The sequence below is a fragment of the Chitinophaga sp. genome, assembly GCF_035761305.1.
Classification (GTDB): Bacteria; Bacteroidota; Bacteroidia; order Chitinophagales; family Chitinophagaceae; genus Chitinophaga.
Map to the genome: position 1 here is coordinate 1 of NZ_DASTRI010000243.1, position 21,996 is coordinate 21,996.

Annotated in this window: 18 protein-coding genes; 9 read left to right on the forward strand and 9 right to left on the reverse strand. The window is 50.8% G+C overall.

Annotated elements, in window-relative coordinates; all coding sequences use genetic code 11:
* Positions 1-624: S46 family peptidase (locus tag VFS25_RS20545; RefSeq protein WP_326464054.1), on the forward strand; the 624-nt coding region annotated here is incomplete at its 5' end.
* 165 nt (positions 625-789) lie between these two features.
* On the forward strand, positions 790-1,152 hold the full coding sequence (locus VFS25_RS20550) for an IPT/TIG domain-containing protein (RefSeq protein WP_326464055.1): 363 nt from the start codon (positions 790-792) through the stop codon (positions 1,150-1,152).
* Between the two features lie 41 nt (positions 1,153-1,193).
* Here the strand turns inward: VFS25_RS20550 and VFS25_RS20555 are convergent, their stop codons facing one another.
* The 5 genes from VFS25_RS20555 to typA all read right to left on the reverse strand — a co-directional run bounded on the left by VFS25_RS20555 (position 1,194) and on the right by typA (position 5,806).
* Positions 1,194-1,580 (reverse strand): hypothetical protein, encoded by a 387-nt coding sequence (locus VFS25_RS20555; RefSeq protein WP_326464056.1) that lies wholly within the window; start codon positions 1,578-1,580, stop codon positions 1,194-1,196.
* Between the two features lie 4 nt (positions 1,581-1,584).
* A complete protein-coding gene (locus tag VFS25_RS20560; RefSeq protein WP_326464057.1) occupies positions 1,585-2,100 on the reverse strand; it encodes an META domain-containing protein in 516 nt (171 codons plus the stop codon).
* A 235-nt stretch (positions 2,101-2,335) separates the two neighbouring features.
* Positions 2,336-3,205, reverse strand: coding sequence for a hypothetical protein (locus VFS25_RS20565; RefSeq protein ID WP_326464058.1), 870 nt, complete (start codon positions 3,203-3,205; stop codon positions 2,336-2,338).
* A gap of 60 nt (positions 3,206-3,265) precedes the next feature.
* Complete coding sequence (locus VFS25_RS20570) at positions 3,266-3,925, reverse strand: alpha-ketoglutarate-dependent dioxygenase AlkB (RefSeq protein ID WP_326464059.1); 660 nt, start codon at positions 3,923-3,925, stop codon at positions 3,266-3,268.
* Between the two features lie 69 nt (positions 3,926-3,994).
* Entirely contained in the window at positions 3,995-5,806 is a 1,812-nt protein-coding gene (gene typA, locus VFS25_RS20575; RefSeq protein WP_326464060.1) for a translational GTPase TypA, read from the reverse strand.
* Positions 5,807-6,061: 255 nt separating this feature from the next.
* Between typA and VFS25_RS20580 the strand changes: the two genes are divergently transcribed.
* Positions 6,062-7,069 carry an alpha/beta hydrolase gene (locus VFS25_RS20580; protein ID WP_326464061.1) on the forward strand — a complete coding sequence of 336 codons (1,008 nt, stop codon included), beginning with the start codon at positions 6,062-6,064 and terminating at the stop codon, positions 7,067-7,069.
* A 7-nt stretch (positions 7,070-7,076) separates the two neighbouring features.
* Here the strand turns inward: VFS25_RS20580 and VFS25_RS20585 are convergent, their stop codons facing one another.
* Together VFS25_RS20585 and VFS25_RS20590 are read right to left on the reverse strand one after the other, a co-directional pair.
* Positions 7,077-9,305, reverse strand: a complete 2,229-nt coding sequence (locus VFS25_RS20585; protein ID WP_326464062.1) for a patatin-like phospholipase family protein — start codon at positions 9,303-9,305, stop codon at positions 7,077-7,079.
* Positions 9,306-9,466: 161 nt separating this feature from the next.
* Positions 9,467-10,531, reverse strand: a complete 1,065-nt coding sequence (locus VFS25_RS20590; RefSeq protein ID WP_326464063.1) for a COX15/CtaA family protein — start codon at positions 10,529-10,531, stop codon at positions 9,467-9,469.
* Between the two features lie 142 nt (positions 10,532-10,673).
* Between VFS25_RS20590 and VFS25_RS20595 the strand changes: the two genes are divergently transcribed.
* From VFS25_RS20595 to VFS25_RS20605, 3 genes are all read left to right on the forward strand, one after another.
* Positions 10,674-12,959, forward strand: a complete 2,286-nt coding sequence (locus VFS25_RS20595; RefSeq protein ID WP_326464064.1) for a hypothetical protein — start codon at positions 10,674-10,676, stop codon at positions 12,957-12,959.
* A gap of 122 nt (positions 12,960-13,081) precedes the next feature.
* Complete coding sequence (locus VFS25_RS20600) at positions 13,082-13,909, forward strand: IS982 family transposase (protein WP_326464065.1); 828 nt, start codon at positions 13,082-13,084, stop codon at positions 13,907-13,909.
* Between the two features lie 437 nt (positions 13,910-14,346).
* Entirely contained in the window at positions 14,347-14,772 is a 426-nt protein-coding gene (locus VFS25_RS20605; protein WP_326464066.1) for a hypothetical protein, read from the forward strand.
* 143 nt (positions 14,773-14,915) lie between these two features.
* Here the strand turns inward: VFS25_RS20605 and VFS25_RS20610 are convergent, their stop codons facing one another.
* A complete protein-coding gene (locus VFS25_RS20610) occupies positions 14,916-17,906 on the reverse strand; it encodes a glycoside hydrolase family 3 N-terminal domain-containing protein (protein ID WP_326464067.1) in 2,991 nt (996 codons plus the stop codon).
* A gap of 301 nt (positions 17,907-18,207) precedes the next feature.
* Between VFS25_RS20610 and VFS25_RS20615 the strand changes: the two genes are divergently transcribed.
* From VFS25_RS20615 to VFS25_RS20625, 3 genes are all read left to right on the forward strand, one after another.
* Positions 18,208-18,795: an adenylate kinase gene (locus VFS25_RS20615; protein ID WP_326464068.1), complete on the forward strand. Its 588-nt coding sequence runs from the start codon at positions 18,208-18,210 to the stop codon at positions 18,793-18,795.
* Between the two features lie 231 nt (positions 18,796-19,026).
* Entirely contained in the window at positions 19,027-20,028 is a 1,002-nt protein-coding gene (gene obgE / locus VFS25_RS20620) for a GTPase ObgE (protein ID WP_326464069.1), read from the forward strand.
* Positions 20,029-20,153: 125 nt separating this feature from the next.
* The gene (locus tag VFS25_RS20625; protein WP_326464070.1) at positions 20,154-20,588 is read left to right on the forward strand and encodes an acyl-CoA thioesterase; all 435 of its coding nucleotides are present in this window, start codon (positions 20,154-20,156) and stop codon (positions 20,586-20,588) included.
* Positions 20,589-20,674: 86 nt separating this feature from the next.
* Here VFS25_RS20625 and VFS25_RS20630 read toward each other — a convergent pair whose 3' ends face one another.
* Complete coding sequence (locus VFS25_RS20630) at positions 20,675-21,919, reverse strand: multidrug effflux MFS transporter (RefSeq protein ID WP_326464071.1); 1,245 nt, start codon at positions 21,917-21,919, stop codon at positions 20,675-20,677.
* Positions 21,920-21,996 lie beyond the last annotated feature (77 nt).

A 21,996-nucleotide genomic window follows, 5' to 3' on the forward strand; every position in this document is an offset into this window, starting at 1 on the left:
GCAGTAACCCTGCAAACCGACCCGGCCTTTGCCTATGCCGCCGCCTTTACTAAAAACTATGCAACCCGCGTACTGCCGCTGTACCACCGGTTTATGCTGAAGAACGACGACCTGGGCCGCGCCTACCTGAAAGGCGTAATGGAAATGCAGCCTAAAAAGAAGTGGTACCCCGATGCCAATTTTACCATGCGCGTTACCTACGGACAGGTAAAGCCCTACAGCCCGCAGGATGCTATCCGCTACGACTACGTGTGCACCATGACCGGCGTGCTGGAAAAGTACAAGCCCGGCGACTATGAGTTTGACCTGCCGGAAAAATATATAGACCTGTATAAACGAAAAGACTTTGGCCCCTATAAAGACGCCCGGCGGAATGATATGGTGGTATGCTTTATTACCACCAATGATATTACCGGCGGCAACTCCGGCTCGCCTGTGCTGAACGGCAACGGGGAGCTAATAGGCCTGGCCTTTGACGGCAACTATGAGGCGCTGAGCCATAAGATACAGTTTGACCAGGTATATAACCGCACCATTTGTGTAGACATCCGTTATGTACTGTGGTGTATTGACAAGCTGGGCGGCGCTTCCAACATCATCAGCGAGCTAAAGCTTGTAAAGTAAAAATATTGTGTTGCTCTCACATAAAGGCCTGCCGCGCAACGGCAGGCCTTTTTTTATCCGTTTTTATACTTAACCGCCAACTTCAGTAATAATACGCATGCCACATTCGTTACATTGCCGTAGCTTTGCATCCGTTAAATAACCCCAATAAAAAAATTAGTGCTTATGAAAGGTAAAGTAGTGCTGATGGCTGTTATGGCCGCTTGTGTATGCTGGATGTGTAGTTGTGATATGAACACACAGCAGGTAAATGATATATCCGTTACCGTTATTCCCCGCGGCAGCAACAGTACATTCTTAGCTATCAGCGGCAAAGGTTTTAGCCGCAAGGCGGCTGAGAACCAGGTAATTGTAGGCGCCAAAACCGCCAATGTGGTAAGCGCCACACCCCAGCGGCTGATCGTAAAAGTACCAGGCGAAGTGCAGGACAGGCTGCCCGTTACCGTAAAGGTAAAAGAGCAAACCTCCAATGTAACTTACCTGCAGTATGCTGTTGCCGCCTCCCTGGCAGAGGCATTGCGCCCCTGAAATCATTTTGAATAGCTTGCCTGCCCTGCTGCCGGGCCGTGTTATTGCGGCCTGGCGCCCGGCCCTGTTGCGCCGCGGATGCCCCGGTAATAAAACTGCTGCCTTACGATTTTACCATTCTCCCACTGCTGCAGAAAAGCTTCCTTTAAATATTTCAGCCCCTCTGTTTTGTGGTAAAAGGTGATCATCATCTCCCCCATTACCAGCTGCTGCGCTTCATCTACCAACAGGGTGGGTATACGTATTACCAGCTCCAGCACCCTTTCCAGGCTTTGCTTCTCCAGGTCCAGCAGGCGCTGCCTGCCGCGGATGGTTTCCTCATCATTCTCCTGCTGGTAAATATCATCTGCATAATATTGTTCTATAACGGCAAGGGTATTGCCGCTTTCCAGCAACTGCTTATAAGCCTGTACCTGCTGCTGTAACATGCGGTTATTGCTTTTCCGTGGTTACGGGCTTATCCTGCATCCCAAACATCAATACCACCTTTCCGCTGTCATACAGGTTCAGGGTTTGTTCTGCAATGTCAAGCGTGTAGGTATGGTCATTTATCAGCCGCAGGAAAGCGCTTTCCCTTTCATTGGCTGCCTGGTCCAGGCAGGCCATGCGCGTGCTTATTACCTGGTTAAAACGTATCTGCAGGCTGTCTGCATCATAATTGCCGCCCAGGCGGTTGCAGCCCCCGTTGCCGGTAAAGCGGTGCTGTGCCGTATCAAACTCCAGCCAAATATCTGCCGGCTGCGGCAGGGTTTTACCATCCAGCTGCAGCAGCTTCCACCTTTTTTGCGGAATAAGCGCCCATGGATTGGCTTTTTTGCCCTGTGACTGCTCTGCAGGAGGCGCAGCCGTAACAGTAGTATCCTGTTGTGCCTGATCTGTGGCGGGTTTATTGTTGCAGGTATTGGCCAGCAATACCACTGCTGCGGAAAGAAGGAGTTTGGTAAGCATACAGACAGTTTTTGGTGCAGGAGAAGGTACAAAAATTAAACCATAGTCCGGCTGTACATGGGACTATGGCTTAATGCGTGCAGCCGCGCAGCTAATGTTCTATTTACAAAGAACACGTGTACATGCGACTATGGCTTAATATATACCGGTAAGCCCCGCGTGCTGCCGTGCCCTTTTGCCTGCATACCTGCAGCAATGCCTGGTTAGCCCTGCAAACAGGCGCAGGCCCGGAGATTCAGGCTTTAGTAATGCGCCTGAACACCTCCAGGTAATAGGCCGTTTTGTCCGGCGCTTTAATGGCCACTATCTGCACATCATTTGCGCGCAGCATATCCAGCTTAAAGGCGGCTGTTTTCACAAACTCTTCAGGAATGTAGTAATACAGCTTATTCGGCACCGGTATGGTATTGCGCTGAAATTTCTGGCGGGCCCGGTAGGTAAGCAGCCACCACAGGTCTGTTTCCACGAAATCCAGCGACAGGCCCAGGATGTGCACATCGCGGGTAAAGAACAGGTCGAGCCAGGAGTGGATTTTTACCGGCCCCTGTCTTAAGCGCCGCAGCAAAGGCAGCCGGGGCGCCTGCGGGCTGCTGTAGGTAGTGCCTGATACCACGTAGTTGCGCATTTGCTGCAGCTGCCCCCCATAGTGCTCAAAGCCCAGGTTAATGCTCATGGGGTTTAAACAGTCGCCGTGTATGTGCCAGAACTCGGTATTATCCAGCGTGTACTTCCTGAAAATACTGAAGGTGCGCTCTTTTACCAGGCTGGTGGCCTGTGCCGGGGTGCCGCCTTCCAGCGTGTATTCATAATTGGTAGTAAGCACGTGCGCCGGCTCCAGCCCGCGGATGCGGGCATGCAGCTCATTAGGGGTAATGGCGTTCATTTTTTCCGCAATAAAGGCTTTCAGGTCGCGCTCATGAATATGCGATTGCTGGATGGCGGTAAGAAATATCTCTTCATACAGCAGGGGAAAAGGCTTTTTTTCATCCAGCTGCACGCAATCTGTGCCGCAAAAGGTAACTATTTCCTGCAGCAGATCTTTCCAGCTCTGCCCGCGGGAAATGTTGTTAATGTCGTTACCGACCAGTAAAGTGGGGTGTTGCATAGGAATATATTTTGGTTACTGATCCTGAAGTTAAGCGCCTGCATTGCAGGCTATCTGCGTTCAATGCTTAATTACACGGAAGGTAAGATTTATGCGCGCGGGCAGCTCCTGGGCTGTTTTAGGCACCTGGTGCTGCCAGTAGTGCTGCAGCGAGCCCTTCATCAGCAGCAGTGAGCCATGCCCGAGCGTAAGCTCATATTTCAGCGTATGGTCCTGCTTGTAGCGTAGCATAAAACGGCGGGCCGCTCCAAAGTTCACAGAGGCAATTACGGGGTTGGCGCCCAGCTCGGGCTCATCATCTGCATGCCAGCCCATGGCGTCCCTGCCGTGGCGGTACAGGTTCAGCAGCACGCTGTTAAAGGCAACGCCGGCCAGCGGCGCTATTTTTTCCTTTATGCGCAGCAGGGCCGGGGTCCAGGGCGCCGGCTCGTAGGTAGCGCCGGAAAAGGCATAGGCGCTGCCTGCATCTCCATGCCAGGCCATTAGCCGGGGAAACAGCACCTCTTTGCCATACATGCGCATACCTTCCTGCTTCCAGTGTATATGCTGCAGCAGGTCCTGTAAAAACGCATCGGCTTCGGTTGCAGTGAAAAAGTGGGGGTAATATTCCAGCAGGCCGTTCTTCAGGGGAATGTGACGCGGCGGTGCATTTTCCGGGAACATGGGCAGCTGCTGGTTCATAGGATAAAGATATGCAATGCCGGTAAACAAATGGTCCACTGCCCTTTGCGTACTTTTAATTATTACGCTGCGGGCAGTGGACCATGTATTGTAAAAGTATGCCGGTTGTTAACCTACTTCTTCTGTTTTCATTGTTTTCTGGAAACGCTTGCGCTCTTCCTCATCCAGTATGGTTTTACGCATGCGGATGTGGTTAGGCGTTACTTCAATGCACTCGTCGTGCTGAATGTATTCCATGCATTCTTCCAGCGTCATCAGGGTTTTGGGCGCTATGTTGGCAGCACCGTCTGTACCGCTGGCGCGCATGTTGGTGAGCTTTTTACCTTCGTTCGGGTTTACCACCAGGTCGCCGGGCTTATTGTTCTCACCTATGATCATGCCTTTGTACACTTCTTCTCCCGGGTCTACGAAGAAAAAGCCCCTGTCCTGCAGCTTATCCAGTGAATAAGCGGTAGTGGTGCCGGCTTCCTTGGCTATCAGCACCCCGTTGTTACGGCCGGGAATGGGGCCTTTCCAGGGTTTATAATCGTTAAAGCGGTGCGCCATTACGGCTTCACCGGCAGTAGCGGTGAGCATTTGGGTACGCAGGCCTATTAAACCGCGGGAAGGAATTTCAAATTCCAGGTGCTGCATGTCGCCTTTGGTTTCCATAATGTGCATTTCTCCTTTACGGCGGGTTACCAGGTCAATTACCTTGCTGGCAAACTCCTGCGGCACATCCACTACCAGGGTTTCATACGGCTCATGCTTTTTACCGTCAATGGTTTTTACAATTACCTTGGGCTGGCCTACGGTAAGCTCGTAGCCTTCGCGGCGCATGGTTTCTATAAGCACGCCCAGGTGCAGAATGCCGCGGCCAAATACCATAAAGGTATCGGCGCTGTCGGTGTCCTGTACGCGCAGGGCCAGGTTCTTTTCTGTTTCCTTCATCAGGCGGTCGCGCAGGTGGCGGCTGGTTACAAACTTACCGTCCTTACCAAAGAAGGGAGAGTTGTTAATGCCAAACTGCATGTTCATGGTAGGCTCGTCCACGCTGATAACGGGCAGGGCTTCGGGATTTTCAAAATCAGCAATGGTATCGCCAATGTTAAAATCCTCTATACCTACCACGGCGCAAATATCGCCGGGCATTACTTCCGTTACTTTTTTCTTACCCAGTGACTCAAAAATGTACAGCTCGCGTACACGGGTCTTTTTAATACCGTCGGCCTGTACCAGTGAAATGGGCTGGTTTTCCTTAATGGTGCCGCGGGTTACCTTACCTACGGCAATACGGCCCAGGAAAGAGGAATAGTCAAGGGAGGTGATCTGCAGCTGCAGGCTGCCTTCTGCTATCTTCGGCTCGGGCACATATTTCAGAATACCGTCCAGCAGGGGAGTAATATCATCGCACGGGGTAAGGGAGTCATTGAACCAGCCGTTCTTACCGGAACCGTAAAAGGTGGGAAAGTTCAGCTGCTCTTCCGTAGCATCCAGGTTAAAGAACAGGTCAAATACCGCGTCATGCACCTCATCCGGGCGGCAGTTAGGCTTATCTACCTTATTAATTACCACAATAGGCTTCAGGTTCAGCTGCAGGGCTTTTTGCAGTACAAAACGGGTTTGGGGCATGGGGCCTTCAAAAGCATCTACCAGCAGAATAACACCGTCGGCCATTTTCAGCACGCGCTCTACCTCTCCGCCAAAGTCGGCGTGGCCCGGGGTATCGATCACATTGATCTTTACGCCCTTGTACTCTACAGATGCGTTTTTACTGAAAATGGTGATCCCACGTTCCCTTTCCAGGTCGTTGTTATCCATGATCAGCTCGCCGGTTTCCTGGTTGGCCCGGAAAACGTTGGTCTGATGGAGGATCTTGTCTACCAGGGTGGTTTTACCGTGGTCTACGTGCGCAATGATGGCTATGTTACGGATATTCATATATTACTTGTGCTATGGATTTTTGCTGCCGGTATAGGACCAACCGCTAAATGAAGGCGCAAAGGTACTAAAATATGTGGAAAAACCGGGGACAAGTGCTTTAAATAAATGTGATTAAGATGTTAATGATTATATATTCATTGAATATGATGATTATGAAACCGTTACATGGCAGCGGCCGCCTGTTTGCCCTGTATGGAAGGCGGGCATTACATTTGCGGTAGCTGGCAGGTGCTGAAATAAAACATTATAACCATGCGCTTTGCTAAATCACTCCTGCTCCTGTGGCTGTTGAGCTGCATTACCGGTACGTTGCCTGCCCAAACCATTCCCCCGCAGGATGCCACCCTCTCGAACTACACCTACCCTTACCCGGTACATTACCTTACACTGGATATACAGGGCCAGCGCCTGAAAATGGCTTATATGGATGTGCAGCCCGCGCAGCCCAACGGCAAGGCGGTAATGCTGCTGCATGGCAAAAATTTTTGCGGCGCCTACTGGGACAGCACGGCCGCTGATCTTAGCCGCAACGGTTTCCGCGTAATTATACCGGACCAGGTAGGCTTTGGCAAGTCCGATAAACCGGCGCACCTGCAATACAGCTTTCAGCTGCTGGCCCAAAACACCAAAGCCCTGCTGGACACGCTGCACATTACCAAAACCGCGGTGCTGGGGCACTCCATGGGCGGCATGGTGGCCATCCGCTTTGCGCTTATGTACCCGCAGGTAACGGAAAAGCTGGTACTGGAAGATCCTATTGGCCTGGAAGACTGGAAAATAAAGGTGCCTTACCAGTCGGTGGATAAATGGTACCAGTCCGAACTAAAGCAGGATTATGAAAAAATTAAAAAGTACCAGCTGGAAAACTATTATGCCGGGGAGTGGAAGCCGGCCTATGATAAATGGGCGCGGCTGCTGGCCAGCTGGACCCAGGGGCCTGATTACCCGCGCATAGCCTGGAACTCCGCGCTTACATACGACATGATATTTACCCAGCCGGTGTACTATGAATTTGAGCACATACAAGCCCCTACGCTTTTGATCATCGGCCAGCGCGACCGCACCGCCCTGGGCAAAGCCAATGTGCCCGCGGAGGTACGCAAAACCATGGGCAACTACCCTGAGCTGGGTAAAAGCGCCGCCCGGCGCATACCGCACGCAAAGCTGGTGCCGCTGGAGGGTGTGGGCCATTTGCCGCATATACAGGCGTATAAAAAATTTATAACGCCGCTATTGGCATTCCTGGAACAGGGTAGTTAGGAAGCGGCTATTTCATTAACTGCAGTATGTAATCAAATGCCGTTTGGTTGGCCGCATTATCCAGCGCGCCGGCAATGTCTATCTTTTCCCGGGAGGTCAGGTGCCAGCTAAGCGCAGCCGCCTTATCCTCTTTCTGGGGCACGTACTGCAGAATTATCCGGTGAAATTTCTTGGGAAAGTACCCTTCTATATAATTCAGCTGGTTATCCTGGTTAAAATCCTGCATGGCGCTCCAGTGCTGCTGCATGGTGAACAGGGGATCAAAAATGAGCTTACTGAGCGTTTTTGTTTTTTCTATAGGATGTATTTCATTCTTACGGGTATCGCGCACCTGTATATACACTACACCGCTGGTGTTTTCGTTTATCCACTGCCGGAAGGTGTATAAAAAGCGCAGCGTGGTTTCCTGCCCGAAGTTATCGCGTATGCCGGCATCCATTACATCCACAATGGGATCGCTGGGCAGGAACACGTTTGGCAGCACGTATGGAAAGGTGGCGCACATGCGTATGGCGCTGGTTACCTGCAGGTCCATGGCATGCTGGGCGGCAAAATACTGGGCAAAGTCCACTCCATCCACATCCCGCACATTACGCGTTGGGTAGGCATATTCCGGTGCGCACAGGTAGCTGACCGGCTGGGGCGATATGATCAGGCGGCGCCCGTCTGCATTAATGGTAGCGTCCCAGATGAGCATGGGTATTTTCGCCTGCTGCTCCGGCAGCCGGTAATCGCCCAGCTTTTTTTCCAGCACATGATCGGTATTCTCGTTCAGCTGCATTTCAAAGGCATAGCCCCGGTCTTTGGCATAACGGTTATTGCCTAATTTAAACGAGCGGAAAGGCGTTATAAAATCATTTACCGCCAGGGCGGAAAATACAGAGTTCAGCAGGTCGCGGGAAATGCGCTCAGTATACGCGCTGTCATATACGTTTACCGGCCTGCCCTGCTGCTGCAGGCGATACAGCTCGCGGTAGTAGGTGGCCCCTATCATGCCGCCGGATGCGCCGGTCATCAGCATCGTGTGCTGCATAATACGGCCATGGGTAAGGGTATCAAGCCGCTGCAGCACGTTCATTGACCAGGTGGCGGCCCGTATGCCGCCGCCGCTGAAGTTCATGACCACCAGCCTGGGTTTTTGCCCGGGCGGAAACCTGGCCTTCCATTGCTGCAGTATTTTCAGTGTTTGCTCCTTATCGTGCCTGGCCCTTTCTTCTGAAAAGAATTTCTGCAGGGCGCCTACATCATAGGCGGGCCGCTGTTTCTGCTGGTGGTAGTTTAACCCGTAGGCCTTGTTGCGGTTGTCGATCCAGTCATTTACCGTCATCCAGTTCAGGATGAACAGCATTACCAGCAACACCGGGATGGCCCAGGTTTGCAGCAGGTAAGCATATGCGCCTGCAATACCTATTAGGAAAGCGAAGAATACCATTACACTGGCGCCTGCAGGTATACGGCAAACATCATAGTCCATTAAAAAGGCCAGTATTACCAGGCATACCAGCGCGCACCCTACCGTTATCATAGCGGCAAAGTGGTGCTGTTTTAGAATACTGTCCAGGTAATGTTTATTATAGTGATCTACATTACGCGCGCGGCGTATGCGAAAGGGAGAGGTAAAGTAATTATGCACCGGCAGCGCATTTTCATCCCGCTCCTGCCCAGGTTTCAGCACCAGTCTTAAAAAATTGCGCGGGTTACCGAAACGGCGCTCCAGGCGGCGGCTGATATTTTTATCGGCATTAAAGAAATAAAAGAACGAGAAAAAGATCACAAACAGCAGGCCGCATATAAACCCTTCTGCCAGCAGCAGTATTTCCGGTACGGTGCTCAGCTGCTGGTAGCGCTGGTATTGCCAGCCGCGGATGAGCAGGCATATTACAAAGGCCAGCGGGATGATGGAATTATTTAAGCAATACCGGAAAAAAGGCTGTGACGTGGTGGCCAGGAACTTGAACCGGCCGGTATGCAGTATAAAGGTGGTAATGTTCCAGCTCATTACAAAAAAACCGGTGGCCAGCCCCAGCAGCGTGGTGCTGTAAAAATTTACTGCGCCCAGGTATTCCGGCGCCAGGAACAGGGCATCACCGCCAAATACTTTTGCAAAGCCTCCGTTGATGGTGCTGAAAAGAATGGCCCAGAAAATAAGCAGTACCTGGTACTTACGAAAATGCAGCAGCAGCAGCTGTATAGGGAAGGAGTAGTAAGTTTTAACCAGCAGTAGTTTCAATTTCACTTGAAAGTAGTTTATGTCCTCATGGTCAAGTGAAACGTCCGGACGGCACCTATATATAGCAGCAGCTGTTATGAACCCTGCGCATTATTGGCATTAGCGGGGTCGTTTCATTGCAAAACCAATTGCAGATAAACTTACGAAAAATTAGTGGTATGTGATGATTAAACGGGCCTGCCTGCAACAGCCGGTTTACCGTTGCTCAGGAACAGCGTCCATACTAACGCCAGCAGCAGCAGCATACCGGTAAACTGGTGCATTACAGCCAGCACCAGGGGTATTTTTACCTGGCTGCCCATTACGGTTAATACGCCTAATAATACCTGCAGCAACACCAGCAGCAAAGGCAGGTAACGCACGCGGTGCAAACGGCTGTACACGGGTGTTTTGGCGGCATTCCACCACCAGGCGGCAACACCTATGGTTATAATATAGGCCAGGCCCCGGTGAATAAATTGTACGGTAATCTGGTTATGCGTAATATCTTCCAGGAAGCCGCCCTGCTGTAACATGCCTACAGGCCACCACATGCCGTTAATATCCGGCCAGGTGCTGGCGGCCAGCGCGGCGTGCAGCCCTGCCATAAATGCGCCGTACACCAGCTGCAGGGTTAATAATACCAGCAGCCATATATTCAGTTTGCGCAGGGAGGGTGCATAGGTAATACCTGTTGAGGGAGTGCTGATCTTCAATGCAAACCACAGCACATAGCAAAGCAGCAGCAGCGCCGCAATAAAGTGTATGGCCAGGCGAATGTGGCTTACATACAGGTTTTCCTCATTCAGCCCGCTTTTTACCATTATCCAGCCAATAGCGCCCTGCAGGCCGCCCAGCAAAAACAGGATCACCATGGGCTTTACCATGCTCTGGTCAATCTTCTTTTTTACCAGGAAATAAATGAACGGTATGGCAAACACCAGCCCCATTAGCCGGGCCCAGTCGCGGTGCAGCCACTCCCAGAAGTAGATGGATTTAAAGTCAGAAAGGGTAAAATGGCTATTGATATACTTGTACTGCGCAATTTCCTTATAATGGTCAAAAGCCGCCTGCCACGCCTGGTGGTTCATGGGCGGCAGCGCGCCCAGTATGGGTTGCCACTCTGTTATAGATAGCCCCGAGCCGGTAAGCCGGGTAATGCCTCCCAATAATACCTGTATCATTATCATGCCTACGCCGGTAAACAGCCAAATGGCCACAGGACGGTGCTGCTGCAGTGTGCTTTTTTCCATAAACGCTGCAAAATTAGGCAATTTGCGGTTGGAAGTGAACAACGTGTGCGCCCGGCTTAAAAACTCCTGTTTTTTAATTTTGTTGCTTAATTTAACCGGGTTAAAAACGACTGATTGTCAACAATCCTCCCTGAAAACGTATATGCTCCTGTTGTTTTACAAAACAGTCATACGCTGCCTGCAGCAATTTACGGTGTACCTGCGCCTGTTTTACGTATTTGCCGCAGCTATTGCGTTACTGCTGCTGGCTGCCTGGTGCTTCTGGCAGCTGCCGCAGGGAGTAGATATTGTTGTAAAAGCAACCGAAACCCGCTGGAGCGGTATTGTAGTGCTGCTGATGCTGTTCTTCTGGGCGTATGTAAGCTGGTACTCGGGCCGTATCATCGCTTACCGTAAAGACCTGGCCTATGGCTGCTTTAACGGCCGGGTGGCCCGCGCCCTTGTAAGGCACCTGCCGGGGTTAACCGGTTATTTATGCTTTACCGTTATTGGCCTGGCTGTGCTGCAATGCCCGGTGGGCATCATCCGGCTACCGGCAGGCTGGCTTTGGGCGTTGCTGGCCGTACACCTGCTGCTATACGCAGGCATTAGCCAGGTAATGAACCATTGGGGCAGCCGCCTGCTGCTGCATAAAAAGCTCATGCCCGTATGCACAGCGCTGCTGGTTTCCATTTTTGCCGCTGTTATCCTGTGCGGATGGATGAATACTGTTACCTCCCTTGCTGCCGGCATTGCCTGGATGCAGTATGCATCCCTGTTCCTGGTGAACAACCGCAGCAAGCTGCGGCTGCGTACAGACCGGTGGCGAAGCAGCTCCCTGCTCGTAAGAATACTTAAAACCGTTTGGAACAATGCGGATAATAAAGCCGGTAAGCGCAGTATCAAAACAGCGGAAGAAGCGCTGCTGTTCATTATTTTCAATATAATTTCCCTGCTGGCCCTTGTCTGCTACCTTACTGCTATTTTTTACCTGCCTTTTGCCAACAGCATTGGCAGTTTTCCCTTTGCATTACTGGCCCTGGGCATACTGCTGGGCTTTGCCAACATTATTTCCCTGGCCTCTATTTTATTTGATATTAATATGACGGTGGTGTATATAATGCTGCTGGTGGTGCTGGGCTTTATATTTGAGCCGCACCGCGCCCGTATTTTACACGACCATCAAAACACCGCGCAGCTGTTTGAGCGCCGGCAGCACCTGGAAGAATTTTTTATTCACTGGGTGCAGCAGCGGCAGGCTATTATACAGCGGGATAGTATTTACCCGGTATTTTTTGTGCTGGCAGACGGGGGCGCCTCCCGCTCCGGCTACTGGACCGCCGCAGTACTCAGCCGCCTGGAGGAAGGCTCCGGCAGCGTATTTTCCAAACACCTGTTTTGCCTTTCCGGCGCATCCGGCGGCAGTGTTGGCAACAGCACCTTCTTTTCCCTGCTGCAAATGCGCGACAGCATTTACCGCCGGCAGCATACCATGCTAAAGGAGGCGCAGCACTACCTGCAATCCGACTTTTTAACGTATGCCCTTGCCCGTATGATGGGCCCCGACCTGTTTCGTCCCATTTTTCCCTTCCCGTTTGTATATGACCGTGCCGCTGCGCTGGAATATGCTATTGAAAATGCAGCGCCGGACTCCGTGATCATACGCAAAGCCTTCAGCCAGCGGCTTTCGGGCCTGGTAACCCAGCAGCACGACAGCTCCTACAGCCTGCCGGTATTATGTATTAATGCTACGCGCATGCAGGACGGCACGCCCGGCGTAGTAAGCAATATCCTGATTGACTCCACCATCTTTGGCAAACGGATAGATATACTGGGATTGCTGCAGGCCGGCGAAGATATGCGCCTGAGCACCGCCGTAGTGCTGGGCGCGCGCTTTCCCTACATAAGCCCTGCAGGCCGTATACACGACAGCTATTTTGTTGACGGCGGTTATTTTGATAATTCCGGCGCCGGCGTGGTGCATGAAATGATACTGCGGCTGAACCAATGGGTGCGCGACAGCAGCGGCTATTACCCGCAGCTGCAAAACCTGCAGCTGCCTAAAAAGCTGCGCTGGTATGTGATACACATTACCAACTCCAGCCGGGAGCCGGCGGCGCTGCATAAAGTGCACCCGCTGGTAAACGATTTGCTGGCGCCCATGCAAACACTTATTGGCTCGTACGGCACACAAACCGTTGTGAATAACCTGCGGCTGATCAACTACCTGCATGAGATCAATAAGGACACTACGTACTTTCCTATTTCACTATATGCAAAAAACGACAGTAACGCCTATGCCATGAACTGGGCCATATCTGACACGACCCTACGAAAAATGAACGACCGTTTGTATCATTATCCCCGGCTGGACTCCCTCATCCGCTGGATCCGCAACAACTTTAACCTGCCCGCCGGCGAAGTGTCGGAGCTGAAGAAGGATATTTGAGGTGAATTAATAATTAATGATTAATAATTAACCCAAGTTGCGTGCTATCTGAGGGTGAAAAAATAAAAGGAGCAAAGATCTAAGCATAATTTTGAGTTACCACACTTAAAATTAGCAGATCCATGCTCCAGGAAGACAAAATTATAGCTCTTTATTGTATTGTGGACGATTTATTGAAGGGAATAGGTCATTGTGAGCCATTGAGTCGGAAAATGAGTGATAGTGAAGTAATTACAACAGCCTTAGTATCAGCGCTTTATTTTGGAGGTCACCAGGATAATGCAAGAGGGTTTATGCAGATGACCGGTATGGTAAGCCGAATGCTGGATAAAAGTAATTTTTGTAGACGACTACATCGTTTAGAAGGATTATTGTATAGTTTGTTTTTCCAATTAGGTCATTATTTGAAAGCGATGGCAGGAGCAGCAGAATATATAGTAGATTCTTTTCCAGTAGCCGTATGCCATAATATGCGGATCAGCCGGGCAAAGCTATTACAGGGTCCACAGTGGAGGGGGTATACAGCCAGCATGCGGCAATATTTTTATGGCGTAAAAGTCCAGGTACTGACAACAGCAAACGGCATTCCGGTAGAATTTTGCTTTGTTCCTGGCAGAGAACACGACGGGGTTGCTTTATGCCAATTGCCTTTGCAGGTAGCGGCAGAAAGCAGGATATATGCCGATAATGCCTATACTCACCAGCAAATCGAAGAAATGATACTGCAGGCAGATGGGGTGGAATTAATGGTGCAACGCAGAGCTAATAATAAAAAGCAGGATGAGCCTTGGATTAGATTTATTAAACAATATATGAGAAAGCCCATTGAAACGGCCTTTAGTGGTATCAAAGCCCTCTTCCCAAAGAAGATTCACGCTGTTACCGCTAAAGGGTTTCTCCTAAAAGTGGTTCTCTTTATTATCGCTTTTACTTTTAATAAAGTCTTTTAACCCGCAACTTGGGTTAATTAATAATTAAGGGACCCTTTTATCGCGGGCTTGCGGTTTGTCAAAATAAGTGCAGGCGTATTGGCGCAGCTGAATGCAAGCTTCTTCACCGGGTTGTTGTACATCATTTCTTTTTGTAAAACAGGTAATTCACTGGAGCAGCTATGATTGGAGCAGCTATGATTATGAACAGTTCAGAAAATTCCTAATACCAGCATGCAGCATTCAAACAGCTGTTTATGAGCACCGGAGTGATGATGATGACGCATGGCTGAAGGCGGGCGGGTATAAAATTTAAAGTAATCTACGCTTAATATGCGCGTAACATTCCCTTAACACAAGTGGTGTTAACTTTGCGGCGACAAAACAAAGGCATTAAGTATTAGCTAATACTGCCCCGGAAACTTTAAACATTTAAACAACTTAATGTCATGCAAAACATGTCCAAAACAATCACTGTGGCCTTTGCCGCCATGCTTTTAGCCGCTACCGGCGCCGCCGCCCAGGAACGCGACTTTGCTTTAAATGCCACCCGTAATGCAGCGCCTGCACATTCCTTTTCCGGCACGCCTGCTGCTTTTAAAGTGAACATTACACAGCCGCATAAAGACTCGCTGGTGTTTCGCTTAAGCGTAGAAAATCCCGGCGCCGATAAGGTTGTGCTGCTGATAAAAGATCAGAACCACAACGTATTACACCGCGAAATTATACCGGCTACGCCTGTTTTCATGGGCCGCTACAACCTGCAGGGCCTGGAAGACGGCGCCTATACCTTTGAAATAAGGAACGGCCGTAATGGCGTGATCCAGAAAACCGTTGACATCAGAACACAACTGTCTGTAAACAGGTTAGGATCTATTGAGTAGTAACAGGCGCTGCACTTTTCCCGGCAAACAGGCTAAGCCCATTAAGCGGCAACAGGCGCTTAAGCGTACCGTACCTGCTGCATCCAACACCTGGATAGCCTGCGCTTGTGAACAGCGCTACAGTATTAATCAGCAGCCTTTCATCATCGCATTGCTTTGTACACCGTTTCCAGCATATGCTCCCGAATGTGCATAGTGCTTAGCTTAAGATTAGCGCCGCCATCAGGGCATACCCGGTTACTGAGAAAAATAAACACCAGTTTATACTGCGGGTCTACCCAAATGCAGGTTCCGGTAAACCCGGTATGCCCGAAAGTAAGGGGAGAGGCGCTGGCTGCAGGGTAAGGCTCTTTACGGTGCGCATTGTCCCGCTCCGGCTTGTCAAAGCCCAGCCCACGCCTGCTTTGCGATGAGCCATACATGCTGAACAATTGAATTGTTTCCGGTTTTATGAACTGTATATCATTATACCGGCCGCCGTTCAGCAGCATCTGCAACAACACACCAAGATCACTCGCATTGGAAAATAGTCCCGCATGACCGGCTACGCCGCCAAACATGGCTGCACCGGGGTCGTGCACATCGCCGCGCAGCAGCTGCATACGGAATATGCGCTCATGCTCGGTAGGGGCAATACGTTGTAATGGAAAGCGTTCCCGCGGGCGGAAACCGGTGGTTTCCAGCCCCAGGGGTTCGTAAAAAGTTTCCCGTACGTAGTCTTCCAGTTTTTTACCGGTAAGCTGCTCTACCACCTTGCCCAGGAAAATAAAATCCAGGTCGCTGTACACATAGCCCTGGCGTGGGCTCAGCTTACTGTCCAGTATACGCTGGTACATCACCTTTATGTAGTTACTGTCCATATACATATGGTCGGCCACACGTACGGTGTGTACAGAGTCGGCTGTTTTATGGTAAAGCGCGGAGTCCGGGTAACCGTTGGCGTACAGCGTTTCCTTGTAAAAAGGTATGTACGCTACCAGGCCAGCCTGGTGCAGCAGTATGTCGCGTATGTGCATATTGGCCTTGTCAGTGCCTTTTACCCAGGGCAGGTAATCGCCCAGCTTTGCATCCAGCTTTATCTTTCCCTCATCATACAGCCGCATAACGGAAATAGTGGTAGCGCATATTTTTGTTACAGAGGCCAGGTCGTAAATAGATTTCGGCGTTACCTCCTCCCAGCGGTTATACTCGTAGTAGCCATAACACTTGTTGAACACCACGCGCCCGTCTTTCATGGCCAGCACCTCACAGCCCGGGGCAGCGCCCTGGTCCATCATGTCTTTGGCAATGCCGTCTATCTCGTTCAGCACAGCGGAGCGCATGCCTACTTCTTCCGGCGCTATAACCGGCAGGGTGGCATATTTGGGCAGCTCGTAAGTAATGCCGGTGCCGGAGGGAATATTACATACTGTTACCGGCAGCTTTCCTTTGGGCGCTCTTTTGCCAAACAAAATATCGGCAGCCGCCTTTTGCGTAATATCATCATCTTCATAGGCCGCCATAATAGCCGGCGCATCACAGAAATACTGCAATGCATAGGGGTTGCCGAACGCCACCAGCACAGAGGGCATTTCCTGCTGCAGCTGCCGTATCAGCACTTTTTCCGCCACTGTAATACCAAAGCTGTTGGCCGGGCGGCGGTTATAGTTATGCAGGCTGATGATCACCTGCTTGTAATCCCGCTGCAGGCGGTTCATCAACGGCGCTACATCCTGCAGGGGCTGGCGGCTGGTAAATACGATCACATCTGCATCGGGGCGAAACGCCTTTACGGATTGCAGGAAGGTGTTGCTGGCGTCTGCGCCCACGGCCACTACCGCCAGCTTTTCTTTCTTTATGGGAAATACCTGGAAAGGTACCAGGCGGTTGTTGTTCTTTACCAGGGTAATGGCCTGTTCTGCAATTTTACGGACCAGGGTATCAGTATGTGCATTCAGATCGGCTGTAAGGTGGGTGGTATCAATTACCTGCGGGTTGTTAAGGCCCAGGTTGTATTTGGCGCGCAGCACTTTTTTAACGCGTTTGTTCACCTCATCCCAGGAGATCTGCCCCCGCTTTATGCCCCGCATAATAGCCGCTACGCCGCCTTCTGCAGTAGAGGGTAATATCATGAGGTCGTTGCCGGCCAGCAGGGATTGTAAGGATTCCTCACCGTTATGGTAAAATTTGGCAATGCCTTTCATTTCCAGCGCATCGGTCACCACCAGCCCTTTAAAATGCAGCTCATTTTTAAGCAGGCGGGTAACCGCGTTATAGGAAATAGAGGTAGGCGTGTTAGGCCGTTTGTCAATAGCCGGCACATACAGGTGGGCCACCATAATGGAGCCTACGCCGGAGTCAATAGCCTGGCGAAAGGGGTACAGTTCCAGCGAGTCCAGCTGCCGGCGGCTTTTGCCTATCACCGGCAGGTCCAGGTGAGAGTCTACATCCGTATCGCCGTGGCCGGGAAAGTGTTTGGCGCAGGCCAGTATGCCCGCATCCTGCATACCCTTTATCATGGCCACGCCCATGCGGGCTACCTGGTATTTATTTTCACCGAATGAGCGGTCGTTGATCACCGGGTTGTTGGGATTGTTGTTTACATCCATGTCAGGGGCAAAGTCAATATGAATGCCCAGGCGGCGGCACTGCTCGCCCAGCAGGTGGCCGTACTGCCAGGCCAGCGAGCTGTCCTGCAATGCCCCTACCATCAGGTTGCGGGGCAGGCTTATAACGCTGTCCAGCCGCATACCCAGCCCCCATTCGCCGTCGATACCCACCAGCAGCGGCACTTTTGAAATAGATTGGTAGTAATTGGTTAACTGGGCCTGCCGCAGCGGGCCGCCCTGGAAAAATATGATACCGCCTACCTTATTATTGCGGATGTCGTTGGTTACTTTATCAATATGATCCTGCCCCAGGTTGGAGTGGGCGCGGATCATAATCAGCTGCGCAATGCGCTCTTCCGGTGTAAGGCTTTTAAAAACACTGTCGGCCCATTGGGCAGCCGGGTTATCCGGCCCTGTTGTATCTGCCGGCGGCGTTTGGGTGGTAGTGTCTTCAGTTTGTAGGGGCGCCTGTAGGTGGGCTGCCTGTTGTTGTATTGTCCTGTGCTGTAAGGTGGGCCCGTTTTGCTGTATTGCGTTCCCTGTCATGAAAAACCCTGTGAGGCCCAGTAACAAAAAGTGATTCCTCATCATAGCTATAAACATACAAATATTTATATGAGGTTCAACGAATTAATAATATTTTTTATGTAATTATTTAACGCACGTATAATAAGCGTTTTATGTAAAAGCTCATTTCAATAGATTTTACCTTTTTAGCTACTTTTTTAAATGGTGTTTATTATTTCAGGAAATTATTTTATATTATTTAAGCAACGGTAATTTTAATACCAGAACATTTAATAGTTTGTTATATTTGCAATCTTGCTAATTAAGTTTTGTAAAAATCATGGTCAATATTATTTTATTTGGCCCTCCGGGCAGTGGCAAAGGCACACAGAGTGCTAACCTGATCAAGAAATACGGACTCATTCACCTGAGCACCGGCGACCTGCTGCGGAGCGAAATAAACGCCCAGACTCCTCTGGGAATGGAAGCTAAAAAAGTGATGGACCAGGGCCAACTGGTGCCGGACGAAGTGGTAATAGGCATGATCAGTTCCAAACTGGATGCCAACCCTGAGGCGAGAGGTTTTATATTCGACGGTTTCCCGCGCACCACTGCCCAGGCAGAAGCCCTGGATAAGCTGCTGGCCCTCAAGAAAACCAGCATATCTGCTGTGCTGAGCCTGGAAGTGCCGGAAGATGAGCTGATCAAACGCCTGCTGAACCGGGGCCTTACATCCGGCCGCAGCGATGATGCCAATGAGGAGATTGTGAAAGCCCGTATTGTGGAATATCATAACAAAACCGCTCCGGTGGCCGATCACTATGCCAAGTACGGTAAGTTCAAAAAAATAAAAGGCAACGGCAGCATTGATGAAATTTTTGCCCTGCTGAGCAAAGAGCTGGACGAGCTGATGGCTGAAAAAGTATAGCCGGCGGTATTACTGTATAACCTGTTAAACGGGTTACACACACAATAGCCAACGCGGATAAGGCCGCAGCAGCCGGTTGATTGTAAAGAACAGTAGCCTTATGCATGCGCATATGGCGCAAAATATGTAACGCAAAGATCGTAAGTAGCGTGTTGCTTCTTTTCACGCAAACTTCCCGATCTTTGCGTTTTTATTTAAGGCAGGTACTGCTGCCCCGTAAATTGAACAGTTTTGGAAAAAGGCAACTTCGTAGATTATATCCGTGTTTTTTGTAAATCCGGCAAAGGCGGCGCCGGCAGCACCCATTTCATGCGCACCAAGTTTAATCCGCAGGCAGGGCCCGATGGGGGCGATGGCGGCCGCGGCGGGCACATTATACTGCGCGGCAATGCACAGCTGTGGACCCTGTTGCACCTGCGCTGGTACAAGAATGTAATAGCGGAAGACGGAGGCAACGGCAGCCGCAATAACTGTACAGGGGCCGATGGAAAAGATGTGATCATTGAAGTGCCCCCCGGCACCCAGGTGCGGGATGAGGAAACCGGGGAGCTGGAAGCAGAGATACTGCACGACGGGCAGGAAGTGATACTGCTGCCCGGCGGACAGGGCGGCCGCGGCAACAGCTACTTTAAATCGCCCACCAACCAGGCGCCGGAATATTCGCAACCCGGCGAGCCGGGCCAGGAAGGCTGGAAGCTGCTAGAGCTGAAAGTGCTGGCCGATGTAGGCCTGGTAGGCTTTCCCAATGCCGGCAAATCCACCCTGCTTTCTACCATTACTGCTGCCAAACCCAAAATTGCCGACTACGCATTTACCACCCTTACGCCTAACCTGGGCATGGTATCGTACCGCAATAACCAGTCGTTCTGTATTGCCGACCTGCCAGGTATTATTGAAGGCGCCCACGAAGGCCGCGGCCTGGGGCACCGCTTTCTGCGGCATATAGAACGCAATGCCGTGCTGCTGTTCCTGGTGCCGGCCGATAGTAAAGACCACCGCCAGGAGTTTGACATACTTGTAAATGAGCTGGAACAATATAATCCCGAGCTGCTGGATAAACAGTTCCTGCTGGCCATCAGCAAAAGCGATATGCTGGACGACGAGCTGAAAAACGCCATTGCAGCGGAGCTGCCGGAAGATGTACCGCACGTGTTCATTTCCTCTGTTACCCAACAGGGATTAAACGAGCTGAAAGATATGCTGTGGAAAGCGCTGAATAACCAGCCTGCATAGGCAGTGCTTATACCTGTATAAACAATATCATTTGGGTTGTTTTTGCATTATTTGGAACTTTGCGGCGTCATTCAGCGCGAGCCAACCCCAATTGTCCCGATTACTTCGCTAAAAAAGAATGTATTATGCAAACACAAGGACCCGAATTAAAGTTCCGCACCCGCAGATGGGTGAAGCCCGAAGACCTGAACCCGAACCATACCTTATTTGGCGGCAGCCTGCTGAAGTGGATTGATGAGGAAGCCGTTATTTACGCTATTCTACAGCTGAACAACCCGCATGTGGTTACCAAATTTATTTCTGAGATCAACTTTATCAGCGCACCCCGCCTGGGCGATATTATTGAGCTGGGCATTGTGGCTACCAATTTTGGCACCACCTCTCTTACTGTTAAATGTGAGGTAAGGAATAAGGTTACGCAGCAGCCGGTGCTGGCCATTGAAAAAATGGTATTTGTGAATGTGGATGAAAACGGCAAACCCGCTCCCCATGGCAAAACCGCCATTTCTTTTGCAAAAGACCGTTTAAAGGATAAGCACGATCCCGCTACGTTGAATTAACAGCGGTGGCGGTGTTGTTGCCTGGCTAATGAGCTGGTTATAGCATGACATTGTACCGGCCGGTATATGGAGAATAACAGGTGCTATTACTGCAGGTTGCAGAGCAGCTCTTGCCCTGCCGTCCGTTCCCTTGCATTACGGTTACGTATTATCCTGCTGCCGGTAAGCAAAATAGCCAGCGCCAGCAGCGAACATCCCGCCATTACGCCGGTCATGGGAAAGGTGCTGTGATCGAGCTTGCTTAATACGCTTACCAATACAGAGGCCAGTGCGCCTAATCCCATTTGTAAAGCCCCCATCAGCGCAGAGGCGCTGCCTGCATTTTTGGAAAAAGGCGCCATAGACAGCGCGGAAGCATTGGGAAATATAAATCCCGCGCAGGAAAGGAATATAAATATCAGCACCAACGTGCCAGCGAAACCTAACCAACCGTTCGTACTACCGACTACCAGCACCAGCGCAATCAATGTTTGAAAAATGAGTGCGGCTGTAATCAGCTGCTCGCTCCTGTATTTCTTCAATAACAGGCTGTTTACCTGGCCTGCCCCTATTAATCCTGCTGCCAGCAGGGCAAATATGAGGCTGTACTGCGTGCCCGACACTTTGAATATTTCCAGGAACACATTGGGCGAGCCGGCTACATAGGTCAGCAATCCTGCAAAAGCAATAGCGCCGGTAAAAGCATAGGTGGTGAAACGCGGTTCCCGCACCACCGCCAGGAAGCTGCGGGTAATAGGGCCCGGCAGCAGCGAGTAGTGAGGGTCCGGTGCGCTGCTTTCCGGCAGCCCCCAGAACGCGCCTGCCAGTATCAATACCGCCAGCGCTGTAAGAATGATAAATATGTAATGCCAGCCCAGGTATGCTGTTACATAACCGCCTACAGCCGGCGCCAGCATGGGCGATGCGCCTACCACCAGCAGCAGCAGGGAAAACACTTTGGCATTCTCCTCTACAGGAAACAGGTCGCGCACCATAGCGGTGGCCGCTACTGTAGCGGCGCAGCAGCCCAGGGCCTGTAAAAAGCGCAGCCCTATCAATGCTTCTACAGAGGTGGCAAACACGCAGCCCAGGGAGGCCAGCAGGTATACAAGCAGGCCAATATGCAGCGGACGCTTTCTGCCAAAACGGTCCAGCAGCGGGCCATACAGCAGCTGCCCGGCAGATACGCCTATGAAAAAGCTGGATAAGGAAAGTGATACAGCAGCAATATCGCTGTGCAGGTCTTTTGCAATAGCCGGAAAGCCCGGCAGGTACATATCAATGGAAAAAGGCGCCAATGCAGTTAAGGCGCCTAATATCACTATCAGAAAAAAATATTTGCTTTTAGTCATTATGCCCAGGTATTGATTAAGCGATGTAAAGCTACATTGCTTATACCTGTAATGCACATACTAAATCCCGGTATTCA